Here is a 12852-nt window from a genome sequence, read left to right as displayed (position 1 = left end):
AATTAAATAGAACATGAAACATTTATTACGTGGATTATTTATTGCAGTCCTTATCATATGCTGCAATTTCCAGTCCGTCCTTGCACAACCCATGCAACAATTGCCCGTGGACAAGAATGTCCGTATCGGCAAACTGGACAACGGGCTTACTTATTACATCCGACACAACGCACTCCCGGAGAAACGGGTAGAATTCTACATCGCCCAGAAAGTAGGTTCTATCCTCGAAGAACCGCAGCAACGCGGTCTGGCTCACTTCCTGGAGCACATGGCTTTCAACGGAACAAAGAATTTCCCGGGCGACGATACCGGACTGGGTATCGTGCCCTGGTGTGAAACCAAAGGTATCAAGTTCGGAACGAACCTGAATGCATATACCGGCGTCGAACAAACTGTCTATAATATCAGCAACGTACCGACAGAGAATGTCAACGTCGTAGACTCCTGCCTGCTTATCCTTCACGACTGGTCGAATGCCATCAACCTTGCCGACAAAGAAATCGACAAAGAACGTGGTGTCATCCGCGAAGAATGGAGAAGCCGCAACAGCGGTATGCTCCGCATCATGACAGACGCGCAGCCCACCCTGTACCCCAACTCCAAATATTCCGACTGTATGCCTATCGGAAGCATCGACGTCATCAACAACTTCCCTTATCAGGACATCCGCGATTACTACGCGAAATGGTATCGCACAGACCTGCAAGGAATTATCATTGTCGGCGACATCAACGTTGACGAGATAGAAGCGAAACTGAAAAAGGTTTTCGCCGACGTGAAAGCTCCGGTGAATCCTGCCGAACGCATCTACTATCCGGTAGCTGACAATCAGGAACCGCTTATCTATATCGGTACCGACAAAGAGGTGAAGAATCCTTCTGTCAACATCTTCTTCAAGCAAGACGCTACGCCGGATTCCATGAAGAATACCATCGCCTATTATGCTACCCAATACATGCTTAGCATGGCTATGAATATGCTGAACAACCGTCTGAACGAACTTCGCCAGACAGCCAACCCGCCTTTCACCAGTGCAGGTGTAGGATACGGTGAGTTCTTCTTAGCCAAGACCAAAGAAGCATTCAGCCTGAGTGCAGGCAGTAAAATAGACGGCATCGACCTGGCAATGAAAACCGTATTGGAAGAAGCTGAACGCGCACGCCGCTTCGGATTCACTGCCACAGAATATGACCGCGCACGTGCCAACTATATACAAGCTGTAGAATCTGCTTACAACGAACGTGAAAAGACAAAGAGCGGCGCATACGTTGACGAATACGTGAATAACTTCCTTGACAAAGAGCCGATTCCGGGCATCGAATTCGAATATATGCTTGTCAATCAGATGGCGCCGAACATTCCGGTAAATGCAATCAACCAGCTTATGCAACAGTTAATCACAGACAACAATCAAGTGGTTCTGCTTGCCGGCCCCGAAAAAGAAGGCGTGAAATATCCTACCAAGGAAGAAATAGCAGCCCTGCTGAAAGAGATGAAGTCATTCGACCTGAAACCGTATGAAGACAAGGTTTCTAACGAACCGCTTATCTCCGAAGACATCAAAGGTGGAAAAATTGTATCCGAAAAAGCAGGAGACATCTACGGCAGTACGAAACTGGTACTTTCCAACGGAGTGAAGGTATATGTGAAGCCGACAGATTTCAAAGCAGACCAGATTATAATGAAAGGTGTAAGCTTCGGTGGTACAAGTCTATTCCCGAACGAAGAAATCATTGACATCTCCCAGTTGAACGGTGTAGCACTGGTAGGTGGAATCGGTAATTTCAGCAAAGTAGACCTGGGCAAGGCTCTTGCCGGTAAACGTGCGTCTGTAGGTTCAGGCATCGGCAATACAACCGAAAGTATTTCCGGTAGCTGTTCTCCGAAAGATTTCGAAACAATGATGCAACTTACTTACCTGACATTCACTTCTCCGCGCAAGGACAACGAAGCATTCGAATCTTACAAGAACCGCTTGAAAGCGCAACTTCAAAATGCGGATGCCAACCCGATGACTGCATTCAGCGATACAGTGACACGTGCTTTGTACGGCAACCACCCGCGTGCTATCAAGATGAGAGAAAACATGGTAGACCAAATCAACTACGACCGTATCATTGAAATGTACAAAGACCGTTTCAAAGATGCAAGCGACTTTACTTTCTACCTGGTAGGAAACGTGAATCTGGAACAGATGAAGCCGATGATTGCCAAATACTTGGGCGCTCTACCGTCTATCAACCGTAAAGAGACTTTCAAGGATAACAAGATGGATATCCGCAAAGGACAATACAAGAATGAATTTGCCAAGAAACAGGAAACTCCGATGGCTACCATCATGTTCCTTTACAGCGGCACTTGCAAATATGACTTGCGCAACAACATCCTGCTCAGCTTCCTCGACCAGGCTTTAGACATGGTTTACACTGCAGAAATCCGTGAAAAAGAAGGTGGTACATATGGCGTAAACTGTAGCGGAAGTCTTAGCAAATATCCGAAAGAAGAACTTGCTCTTCAGATTGTATTCCAGACTGACCCTGCCAAGACAGAAAAATTGTCTGCCGTTGTGGTGGAACAGTTGAACAAGATGGCTAAAGAAGGCCCGTCTGCCGAACACATGCAGAAGATTAAAGAATATATGTTGAAGAAGTACAAAGACGCTCAGAAAGAAAACGGCTACTGGCTCAATAATCTGGACGAATTCTTCTACACCGGTATCGACAATACAAAAGACTATGAAAAGTTGGTCAACAGCATCACAGCCAAAGAAGTCCAGGATTTCCTTGCCAAGCTGCTGAAACAGAACAACGAAGTTCAAGTCATTATGACCATGCCGGAAGAAAGCAAATAATATTCCTCTAGTATATCAACAGAATGATGATACTCAACGAACTACGCAAACATGGAAGGCTCGCCGCCAAACGGCATCCGATGTATGAAAAGAACAAAGTAGCTAAAATACTCGGTTATGTCATGGGCGCATTTTGGGCTGGTTACCTGATATTCTTCGGTACGACGTTCGCGTTCGGATTTTCAGATATGGTTCCCAACCGGGAACCATATCATGTAATGAACGCAGTTGTCCTGATATTTATCCTGGCACTCGACTTCCTGATGCGTGTTCCGTTACAAAAAACACCGACGCAAGAGGTAAAACCTTACCTCTTGCTGCCGGTTAAACGGAATCGTGTCATCGACTTCCTGCTTATCCGCTCCGGACTTAGCCTGTTCAACCTGTTCTGGTTGTTTCTCTTTGTCCCTTTTTCCATCATTACCATTACCAAGTACTTTGGTATCCTCGGTGTTATCACCTATCTTATCGGTATCTTGCTGCTGATTCTTGCTAACAATTACTGGTACTTATTGTGCCGCACACTTATCAATGAACGTATTTGGTGGCTTCTATTGCCCATCGCCTTCTACGGTGGAATAGGCTGCCTTCTTTTTATTCCCAAAGATAGCCCGCTCTTCTATTTCTTTATGGATTTGGGCGACGGATATATCCAGGGAAACATTCTTTATTTTCTCGGCACTATACTTGTCATCGTCATTTTATGGCTGATTAACCGCAAGATTATGTCCGGGCTTATCTATGCAGAGTTAGCAAAAGTAGATGACAGCCAAATCAAACATGTCTCTGAATACAAATTCTTCGAACGCTACGGAGAAGTTGGCGAATACATGAGACTGGAACTGAAAATGCTTTTACGCAACCGTCGTTGCAAAGGTTCGCTACGCAGTATAGGTTTCGTAGTCCTGGCTTTCTCCATCGCCCTCAGCTTCTCAAGTGTCTACGACGGAAACTTCATGACTTCCTTTATCTGTGTTTATAACTTTGCCGCATTCGGAATGATTATCCTTTCGCAGCTAATGTCGTTCGAAGGCAATTACATTGACGGACTGATGTCCCGCAAAGAGTCAATAATGAGCCTGCTGAAAGCAAAATATTATACATACAGCATCGGCGAAATCATACCTTTCATATTAATGATTCCCGCCATCATCATGAACAAGCTCACCCTGCTAGGTGCTTTCGCCTGGTTTTTCTATACCATCGGCTTTATCTATTTCTGTTTCTTCCAACTGGCAGTCTACAACAAGCAGACCATCCCCCTGAACGAAAAAGTGACAAGCCGACAAACCAACAGCGCGATACAAATGCTCGTAAACTTCGGAGCTTTCGGTGTGCCGTTAATTTTATTCAGTGCGCTGAATGCATTGTTAGGTGAAACAATTACCTATATTATCCTGTTGGTGATTGGACTGGGATTTACCCTGACCTCTCCTTTATGGATAAAGAATGTATATCATCGCTTCATGAAACGCAGATATGATAACATGGAAGGTTTCAGAGACAGCCGCCAATAGGCTCACGGGCATTAACTATATAAACATTGAAAATCATGATTACCATTGACAAACTTAAAAAGAATTTCGGTGAGAAAGTTGCCGTAGACATAGAACACTACGAAATCAATCAAGGCGATATGCTCGGATTGGTGGGAAACAACGGTGCGGGTAAAACGACTCTCTTCCGATTGATGCTGGACTTGCTGAAAGCGGACGATGGAAAAGTGATTATCAACGACATCGACGTAAGCCAAAGCGAGGACTGGAAAGCATTTACCGGTGCTTTTATTGACGATGGTTTTCTGATTGATTATCTTACCCCGGAAGAATATTTCTATTTCATCGGAAAGATGTACGGATTGAAGAAAGAAGAAGTAGACGAACGTCTCGTTCCTTTCGAACGTTTCATGAACGGGGAAGTTATCGGAAACAAGAAGCTAATCCGCAACTACTCTGCGGGTAACAAGCAAAAAATAGGCATCATCTCTGCCATGCTTCATTATCCGCAATTATTGATATTGGACGAACCTTTCAATTTCCTCGACCCAAGTTCGCAATCTATCATTAAGCATCTGCTCAAAAAGTATAATGAAGAACATCAGGCAACGGTTATCATTTCCAGTCATAACCTGAATCATACGGTAGATGTATGTCCGCGAATTGCTCTGTTGGAATACGGAATTATCATCCGTGACATTATCAATGAGGATAATTCAGCAGAGACAGAACTGGAAGCCTATTTCAATGTAGAAGAGTAAGGGGATTTACGATTTGACAATTTACGATTTACGATTGAAGACAAATGATGAAAGTTAACTTCAAACTATTTTTCATATTGGCAGGATTGGCCGCCATCCTCAGTTCCTGTCGCACGTCCGCTCCCCGTCTGGACTATCAGGCATTGGCGCGGGCTTCTCTCCTATTGGGTGTAGACATCAATCTTGAGGACAATCATAAACTCTATCTGGAAGCAGCCGACTGGATAGGCACTCCTTACCGTGGCGGCGGAGACTCGAAAAGGGGAACCGACTGTTCGGGCATGGTCTATCAGATATACCGGAAAGTATATCGTACCCAAGTGCCGCGAAACTCGGAAGAGCTGAAAGACAAAAGCAATAAGATAGCCAAGCGTAACCTCAAAGAAGGTGACTTGGTTTTCTTCAGCAGCAACCGTTCCAAAAAGAAAGTAGCCCATGTAGGCATCTATCTCAAGAACGGGAAGTTTATTCATTCCAGTACAAGCAGAGGAGTAATCGTCAGCAGGCTAGGCGAAGATTATTACAGCAGGCATTGGATATGCGGTGGCAGAATACGTTAACAATCAAATCATCAACTCTAAATAATACAGCATTATGAAGTCGTTTATCGGAGCAGTAATATTTATCTGCGTGGCATTCAGCGCAAACGCACAACTTTTGTGGAAAGTATCCGGCAACGGGATGGAACAACCTTCGTATATCATAGGTACGCACCATCTGGCTCCGTTCAGCATCATGGACAGCATTGCCGGACTTCAAAAAGCGATGAAAGAAACCCAACAGGTATATGGCGAACTGAAAATGTCCGAAATGCAATCACCGGCTACCATACAGAAGATGCAGCAGGCTATGATGATTGCCAATGACACCACACTGGCTTCACTCCTATCGCCCGAAGACTTCGCAACTGCCAACAAATTCTGCAAAGAGAACCTGATGATAGATTTAAACGCAGCCCCAAAACTGAAACCTGCATTCCTATTGAATAATGTAGTAGTGGTAGCTTATGTAAAACATATAGGCAAATTCAATCCGCAGGAACAACTCGACACCTTCTTCCAGTCTCAAGCCACCCAAAACGGGAAAAAAGTAGACGGACTGGAAACCGCGGAGTTCCAATTTGACCTGCTCTTCAACGGTTATTCCTTGCAACGGCAAGCGCAACTGCTAATGTGTACGCTCAACAACATCGACACCGAAGTAGAAAGCCTGAAAAAGCTCACCAACGCCTACATGAAACAGGACTTGAATGAAATGCTTCGACTCAGCGAAGAGCGCAGGGGCAATCAATGCGACGCGACTCCCGGTGAGGAAGATGCCATGATTTATAACCGCAACAAGGCATGGGCTGGAAAACTACCGGCTATCATGAAAGCTGCTCCGACTTTTGTTGCTGTCGGCGCTCTGCACCTTCCCGGCGAAAGAGGATTGCTTAATCTACTAAAAAAGCAAGGATATACGATAGAACCTGTGAAATAAGAGTCGAACCTGTGAAATAAGAAAAGTATTTAGTACTTTTGCGGAAAAGTTTTCCCCAATGAATTACAAAACCTATTTATTCGATTTCGACTATACCTTAGCCGATTCGTCACGCGGTATCGTTAAGTGTTTCAGAATTGTGCTCACCCGCCACCAGTATTTAACCGTTACCGATGAAGCTATCAAACGCACTATCGGCAAAACACTGGAAGAATCTTTCAGTATTCTCACCGGAATCAATGACCCGGCACAGCTTGAAGCCTTTCGACAGGAATACAGAAAGGAAGCCGATGTTCATATGAATGTAAACACACGTCTCTTCCCCGACACGTTATCCACCTTGAAAGAGTTGAAGCAACGGGGTGCCCGCATTGGAATCATCTCTACCAAATATCGCTTTCGGATATTGAGCTTCCTCGAAGAATATCTGCCAAAAGATTTTCTTGATATTATAGTAGGCGGAGAAGATGTAAAAGCAGCGAAACCTTCACCGGAAGGAGTACAGTTTGCTTTGGAACATTTGGGAAGTACACCACAAGAGACGTTGTATATCGGAGACAGCACCGTAGATGCGGAAACTGCCCGGAATGCAGGAGTGGATTTTGCAGGAGTGCTCAACGGGATGACTACCGCAGAAGAACTTCAAGCTTATCCGCATCGGATGATTATGGAAAATCTTGGAGAGTTAGTTTAGCCCTTTTCTCACACAAGAATATTTACGGTCAAAAGCAATAAGAGCACCATTAGAATCATATGGAAGAACTATTGAAAGAATTGCAAGAAATGAGTGCATTGAAAGACGATGCCAGTTTGGAGAAAGCTAGAGAAATTAGAGCTAAGTATAATAGCTCTGAAAAAAGAGAGTTCATTACTAAATATATGAATGGAGAATTAGACTACATTGAAAACGAAATTAAGATAGTTGATGCAAAACTTGAGCGTATGTTACGCTATCAAAGCCCAAGTTAAAGAAATCAGTGAAATAGTGTCATTGAAATATATAGCAAAGAACTATTTCGGGAAAAGTGCATCATGGCTTAGTCAGCGTATTAACGGAAGCCCTGTTAGGGGAAAAATTTACTGTCTCAAAGAATCTGAACTTGATACATTAAATTCAGCAATACAGGACATTGGTAAAAAACTAGGTTCACTTTCTATCGGATAATTGTCTGTTCTCTTACGTTGCTCCTATCGCTAAATTAAAATATGAGTCCTCAGTATAATTCTGAACGAAAAAAAGTTTAATAGCGATTTTACCCTCATACCCTCATAATTCGCTTGAATCCCTTTATTCATCAATGTTTCAGCTATGAGAGTAACTATGAGGGCAGTATGAGAGTAACTTTTACCCTCATACCGTCCCCAAGAACACCTTGACACAAATTCAGAGCATTAATATTTGATTTACAGGGCATTAACAGTTATCACCTCAGCTATTAACAGTTGACATTCCAACTATTAATAGCTGAGAAGTCAAGTAGTAATAGCTGATAAATGACCTGTTTACATCCAATAAATGATATAGCAATACCCAAAAAGTGGATTAGATGGTTTACTTTTTATTTTCATCCATCCACTTCTTCAACATTCCGGACTCTTCATGGCAAAAAGTAGTTAATTGACTTATCAACCGACCGGATTGTGATAGAAGAACCACGGCGGACATCAGTTCTGAAGTAAGTTTCAGTGCTTTCAGGCGGGTATTCGGTTCGTTCATATGAATGAAATAGAGCGAAAAAGCCTGATAAAGTATCGGAATATAACGTTCCCACGGAAGCTCCAAACTGGAAAATAATGCTTTTGATTTTTCTAGTTTACGAAAAAGATAGTGGGGTAAATCATCGCCCGAGTTAAGTTTACATCGGGAAGAGGAAAGCATTTCTTGAGCAAAACGTTCAAAATAAGCCTTTAGAGCGGTCATTTCTTCTGCTGAAATAGAGTCCACCAAAATAGATTCTGCAGATTGGTCTACGACAACATCTGTCGGATTAACTTCGGGACACATTGTGTGTTCTGTATCCATAATAATAAGGTATTAAATAGGCAGAAAAAAAGAGCGGTTCCGCCTGACCCGTTACCTAACACTCTCGCAAGCTGGGGGCACATTAATGCTCCCCACGGGGGTACGAAACCGCATATCACCAAACAGCAGCAGACATAAAAATGCCTGCTACCGAATCTGAAGCAGATTCACCGCTTACGAGATAGAATGTTAGGTATTGCAAATATACTATCTTTTTTTAAAACAATCACATTGTATAAAAATAAAACATCGCATTTTTCTTGACTTAATTATAGGGCTATCAATGCCCCATGTATTGGGAAAAGTCGTAAGACTACACTTGAGTTATAGTTTCCTACGCTGAAAGTCCAGGTTCAAGGCTTGAAACACTTTGTTTCTAGGCTTGAAACACTTTGTTTCACGGTGAGAAACACTTAGTTTCAAGTAATGAAACACTTAGTTTCAAGCCTTAGAAACACTTAGTTTCAAGGGATGGAAACTAAAGTGCCAAGCGCTAGAAACTAAAGTTTCCTGCCGGGGAAATAATGGTTTCATGGCAGGAAACGGAATGTATCCCCTATTAATACTTCCGTTTGCACGTGGGCTTCTGTTTGTATGCCGGTTTTGTTTTTGGAGGACGGTGATAGGTGATAGATGCGGTGATAGGTTACAAACCCAACCTATCACCAGGCAAAGTATTATAAATGAATGGTTTGAAACATCAGGTGATAGGTTGAAAGAGAAAATGCGTTTTTAAACTCTGGAGAGAGAGAGAAGTATTCCAAAACAACAAAAAAAGAGCAGAAACATTTGTTTGAATTGAATAAAAATAGTACTTTTGTGCCCGATTATTCCGCAACGGGTTCGATAAAGAGTTCTTTAAGTGATTAAAGACCACCCGCCGGAGCTAACTTATACATTATATATAAGATGTACGCAATTGTAGAAATTAACGGTCAGCAGTTTAAAGCAGAAGCTGGTCAGAAATTGTTCGTTCACCACATTGAAGGTGCAGAAAACGGTTCAACAGTAGAATTTGAAAAAGTTCTTTTGGTAGACAAAGACGGAAACGTAACTGTAGGTGTTCCTACTGTAGAAGGCGCGAAAGTTGTTTGCCAGGTTGTATCAAACTTGGTTAAAGGCGACAAAGTTCTTGTTTTCCACAAGAAAAGAAGAAAAGGTCACAGAAAACTGAACGGTCACCGTCAACAGTTTACTGAATTAACAATCACAGAAGTAGTAGCTTAATCATTTTAAAAAGTAAGAAGAAATGGCACATAAAAAAGGTGTCGGTAGTTCTAAGAACGGCCGCGAATCACAAAGTAAGAGATTAGGCGTTAAGATATTTGGTGGCGAAACTTGCAAAGCAGGCAACATCATCGTTCGTCAAAGAGGTACTGAATTCCACCCGGGTGAAAACATGGGAATGGGCAAAGACCACACTCTTTTCGCTTTAGTAGATGGTACAGTTAGTTTCAAAGTAGGCAAAGCAGACAAAAGATCTGTTTCTATCATTCCTGCAACTGAAGCATAATTGCACAACTGAAAATATTTAAGAGAAGGAGATGTAATCTGAAAGGATTGCATCTCCTTTCTTTTTTATGTCCGTTTTCATTGCTTGGTTGTTCGTTTTTTCTTTATCTTTGCATCCATTAAACGAAAGTACATAAAAAGTATAGATATGCTTACCATTAAACAAATTACAGAAAACACAGAGGCGGTACTCCGCGGACTGGAAAAGAAGCATTTCAAAAATGCAAAAGAGACAATCGATCAGGTGATCGCTCTAAACGACAAGAGACGTAGCACACAAAACCTATTAGATAAAAACCTGGCAGAGGTTAACTCGCTTTCGCGCACTATCGGACAACTAATGAAAGAAGGCAAGAAAGAAGAAGCTGAATCTGCACGCGCACGTGTTGCCGAACTGAAAGAAGGCAACAAGGAACTGGATGCCGTCATGACACAGGCTGCAACTGATATGCAGAATATACTCTATACCATCCCTAATGTTCCTTATGACGAAGTGCCCGAAGGTGTAGGCGCCGAAGACAACGTCGTAGAAAAAATGGGGGGTATGGAAACAGAACTTCCAAAAGACGCACTTCCCCATTGGGAACTGACTAAGAAATATGACTTAATCGACTTTGACCTGGGAGTTAAAATCACAGGTGCAGGTTTCCCCGTATATAAAGGTAAAGGCGCACAACTTCAACGTGCACTTATCAATTTCTTCCTGGACGAAGCACGCAAATCAGGATATACTGAAATCATGCCGCCGACAGTAGTCAACGCCGCTTCCGGTTATGGCACAGGACAGCTTCCCGACAAGGAAGGACAGATGTACCATTGCGAAGTAGATGACTTATATCTGATTCCGACAGCAGAAGTTCCTGTTACCAACATCTATCGTGATGTAATCCTGGAAGAAAAACAATTGCCGATTATGAACTGTGCATATACGCAATGTTTCCGTCGCGAAGCCGGTTCTTATGGTAAGGATGTACGTGGACTGAACCGTCTGCACGAATTTTCTAAAGTAGAATTAGTCCGTATTGACAAACCGGAACATTCCAAGCAATCTCACCAGGAAATGCTGAATCACGTAGAAGGCCTGTTGCAGAAACTGGAACTTCCGTATCGTATCCTTCGCCTTTGTGGTGGTGATATGAGTTTTACCGCTGCGCTCTGCTTTGACTTCGAAGTATATTCCGAAGCACAGAAACGTTGGCTGGAAGTAAGTTCCGTATCTAATTTCGATACTTATCAGGCGAATCGTCTGAAATGCCGTTATCGCAACGCAGACAAGAAAACCGAACTCTGCCACACATTGAACGGTTCGGCATTGGCATTGCCGCGTATCGTTGCCGCTTTACTTGAAAACAACCAAACTCCGGAAGGCATCAGAATTCCAAAGGCATTGGTTCCATACTGCGGTTTCGACATCATAGACTAAAAAAGAAATTTTCACTCTTGTAAGAATAAGGAAGTCCCTCTTCTTACAGGAGTTTTTTATATAACCTTTTAACACATTTACCCCCATGACAAAAAACACAAAGAGTTTCGTGCTGCCTTTGACATTCATCGGCATTATGTTCTTCGCGATTGGTTTCGCATTAGGTATTAATTCGCTGTTAGTTCCCGTATTACAAAAATCACTGGGAATCTCGAATACCGCTTCCTATCTTATTATTGCCGCAACCTTTATCCCATTTTTGGTATTCGGCTATCCTGCCGGACTTACTATCAAGGCGATTGGCTACAAACGCACCATGTCACTGTCTTTCTTTATTTTCGCCGTGGCATTTTACCTGTTCATCCTGTCGGCATCTCAGGAGAGTTTCCCATTATTCCTGTTGGCATCTTTCATTAGTGGAGCCGCCAATGCGTATCTGCAAGCAGCGGTCAATCCTTATATCACCATCTTAGGGCCATTGGACAGTGCCGCAAAACGTATCAGTATCATGGGTATCTGCAACAAACTGGCGTGGCCTATTCCTGCCATCTTCATCGTATGGCTATTAGGCAAAGATGTCAGCCTGATTGGTATCGAAGATTTGAACAAGCCGTTTATTATCATCATTTGCGCTTTTGTCGCTCTGGGCATCATGGCTTTCTTCGCGCCGCTACCCGAAGTGAAGGCTGCAGGAGAAGATGAAAGTGACGAAAAGACTGACGCCAGCTTCTATGCTTCCAGAAAAACATCCGTATTCCAGTTCCCGCATTTGCTGTTAGGCTGTCTGGCTTTGTTCCTTTATGTAGGTGTTGAAACGGTTTCATTAGGAACATTGGTCGATTACGCTAAAGAACTCGGTCTCGAAGGTGCCGCCAATTATGCCTGGATTGCTCCTATCGGTATTGTTATCGGTTACATCTGCGGTATTATCTTTATCCCGAAATATCTTAGCCAGGCAACAGCCTTGAAGATTTGCTCCATTCTGGCTATTATCGGTTCACTGCTGGTAGTACTCACTCCGAGCCATATTTCTATCTATTTCATTTCGTTTATGGCTTTGGGATGCTCATTGATGTGGCCGGCTTTGTGGCCGCTAGCCATGGCAGACCTTGGCAAATTCACCAAAGCAGGTTCATCGCTGCTTATTATGGCCATGTTCGGTGGCGCTGTTGTCCCTACCCTTTACGGTTGGCTGAAAGACATAGCCACTCCGCAACAGGCTTACTGGCTGTGTCTCCCCTGCTTCCTGTTTATCCTATATTACGGAGTAGCCGGATACAAGATCAGAACGAAATAAGCAGAGATAT

Annotated in this window: 13 protein-coding genes; 12 read left to right on the top strand and 1 reads right to left on the bottom strand. The window is 43.2% G+C overall.

All coding sequences use genetic code 11. The annotated features are described in order from the left end of the window. Positions 1–13 precede the first annotated feature (13 nt). From BacF7301_RS11285 to BacF7301_RS11250, 8 genes are read left to right on the top strand one after another with little or no spacing between them, the layout of a single operon-like run. The gene (locus BacF7301_RS11285) at positions 14–2851 is read left to right on the top strand and encodes a M16 family metallopeptidase (RefSeq protein ID WP_167962834.1); all 2838 of its coding nucleotides are present in this window, start codon (positions 14–16) and stop codon (positions 2849–2851) included. Between the two features lie 23 nt (positions 2852–2874). Then, positions 2875–4368: a DUF5687 family protein gene (locus BacF7301_RS11280; protein ID WP_167962832.1), complete on the top strand. Its 1494-nt coding sequence runs from the start codon at positions 2875–2877 to the stop codon at positions 4366–4368. Positions 4369–4403: 35 nt separating this feature from the next. Continuing rightward, entirely contained in the window at positions 4404–5108 is a 705-nt protein-coding gene (locus BacF7301_RS11275; protein WP_167962830.1) for an ABC transporter ATP-binding protein, read from the top strand. 47 nt (positions 5109–5155) lie between these two features. Beyond that, on the top strand, positions 5156–5668 hold the full coding sequence (locus BacF7301_RS11270; protein WP_167967176.1) for a C40 family peptidase: 513 nt from the start codon (positions 5156–5158) through the stop codon (positions 5666–5668). A 34-nt stretch (positions 5669–5702) separates the two neighbouring features. Beyond that, the gene (locus tag BacF7301_RS11265; RefSeq protein ID WP_167962828.1) at positions 5703–6587 is read left to right on the top strand and encodes a TraB/GumN family protein; all 885 of its coding nucleotides are present in this window, start codon (positions 5703–5705) and stop codon (positions 6585–6587) included. Between the two features lie 58 nt (positions 6588–6645). Then, positions 6646–7281 (top strand): HAD-IA family hydrolase, encoded by a 636-nt coding sequence (locus BacF7301_RS11260; RefSeq protein WP_167962826.1) that lies wholly within the window; start codon positions 6646–6648, stop codon positions 7279–7281. 59 nt (positions 7282–7340) lie between these two features. After that, positions 7341–7556, top strand: a complete 216-nt coding sequence (locus BacF7301_RS11255) for a hypothetical protein (protein ID WP_167962824.1) — start codon at positions 7341–7343, stop codon at positions 7554–7556. Continuing rightward, on the top strand, positions 7513–7752 hold the full coding sequence (locus BacF7301_RS11250) for a DUF5053 domain-containing protein (RefSeq protein WP_167962822.1): 240 nt from the start codon (positions 7513–7515) through the stop codon (positions 7750–7752). Before BacF7301_RS11255 ends, BacF7301_RS11250 begins: the two co-directional genes overlap by 44 nt. A gap of 387 nt (positions 7753–8139) precedes the next feature. On the opposite strand, the gene BacF7301_RS11245 is transcribed toward BacF7301_RS11250, so the two are convergent. Continuing rightward, entirely contained in the window at positions 8140–8610 is a 471-nt protein-coding gene (locus tag BacF7301_RS11245; RefSeq protein ID WP_167962820.1) for a hypothetical protein, read from the bottom strand. A 909-nt stretch (positions 8611–9519) separates the two neighbouring features. On the opposite strand from BacF7301_RS11245, the gene rplU reads away from it, so the two are divergent. From rplU to gluP, 4 genes are all read left to right on the top strand, one after another. Next, entirely contained in the window at positions 9520–9837 is a 318-nt protein-coding gene (gene rplU, locus BacF7301_RS11240) for a 50S ribosomal protein L21 (RefSeq protein WP_151209221.1), read from the top strand. A 22-nt stretch (positions 9838–9859) separates the two neighbouring features. Continuing rightward, positions 9860–10123 (top strand): 50S ribosomal protein L27, encoded by a 264-nt coding sequence (rpmA, locus tag BacF7301_RS11235; RefSeq protein ID WP_167962818.1) that lies wholly within the window; start codon positions 9860–9862, stop codon positions 10121–10123. 147 nt (positions 10124–10270) lie between these two features. Next, a complete protein-coding gene (gene serS, locus BacF7301_RS11230) occupies positions 10271–11545 on the top strand; it encodes a serine--tRNA ligase (protein WP_167962816.1) in 1275 nt (424 codons plus the stop codon). An 85-nt stretch (positions 11546–11630) separates the two neighbouring features. After that, a complete protein-coding gene (gluP, locus tag BacF7301_RS11225) occupies positions 11631–12842 on the top strand; it encodes a glucose/galactose MFS transporter (RefSeq protein ID WP_167962814.1) in 1212 nt (403 codons plus the stop codon). Positions 12843–12852 lie beyond the last annotated feature (10 nt).

The sequence above is a fragment of the Bacteroides faecium genome, from assembly GCF_012113595.1.
Taxonomy (GTDB): Bacteria; Bacteroidota; Bacteroidia; order Bacteroidales; family Bacteroidaceae; genus Bacteroides; species Bacteroides faecium.
Note: the sequence above shows the minus strand (reverse complement) of the source record. Positions and strands in the feature narration are given on the sequence as shown.

Excerpts from the sequence above, each read along its gene's own strand:
- BacF7301_RS11285 (WP_167962834.1), top strand. The coding sequence starts at position 14 with ATGAAACATTTATTACGTGGATTATTTATTGCAGTCCTTATCATATGC.
- BacF7301_RS11280 (WP_167962832.1), top strand. The coding sequence starts at position 2,875 with ATGATGATACTCAACGAACTACGCAAACATGGAAGGCTCGCCGCCAAA.
- BacF7301_RS11275 (WP_167962830.1), top strand. The coding sequence starts at position 4,404 with ATGATTACCATTGACAAACTTAAAAAGAATTTCGGTGAGAAAGTTGCC.
- BacF7301_RS11270 (WP_167967176.1), top strand. The coding sequence starts at position 5,156 with ATGAAAGTTAACTTCAAACTATTTTTCATATTGGCAGGATTGGCCGCC.
- BacF7301_RS11265 (WP_167962828.1), top strand. The coding sequence starts at position 5,703 with ATGAAGTCGTTTATCGGAGCAGTAATATTTATCTGCGTGGCATTCAGC.
- BacF7301_RS11260 (WP_167962826.1), top strand. The coding sequence starts at position 6,646 with ATGAATTACAAAACCTATTTATTCGATTTCGACTATACCTTAGCCGAT.
- BacF7301_RS11255 (WP_167962824.1), top strand. The coding sequence starts at position 7,341 with ATGGAAGAACTATTGAAAGAATTGCAAGAAATGAGTGCATTGAAAGAC.
- BacF7301_RS11250 (WP_167962822.1), top strand. The coding sequence starts at position 7,513 with ATGCAAAACTTGAGCGTATGTTACGCTATCAAAGCCCAAGTTAAAGAA.
- BacF7301_RS11245 (WP_167962820.1), bottom strand. The coding sequence starts at position 8,610 with ATGGATACAGAACACACAATGTGTCCCGAAGTTAATCCGACAGATGTT.
- rplU (WP_151209221.1), top strand. The coding sequence starts at position 9,520 with ATGTACGCAATTGTAGAAATTAACGGTCAGCAGTTTAAAGCAGAAGCT.
- rpmA (WP_167962818.1), top strand. The coding sequence starts at position 9,860 with ATGGCACATAAAAAAGGTGTCGGTAGTTCTAAGAACGGCCGCGAATCA.
- serS (WP_167962816.1), top strand. The coding sequence starts at position 10,271 with ATGCTTACCATTAAACAAATTACAGAAAACACAGAGGCGGTACTCCGC.
- gluP (WP_167962814.1), top strand. The coding sequence starts at position 11,631 with ATGACAAAAAACACAAAGAGTTTCGTGCTGCCTTTGACATTCATCGGC.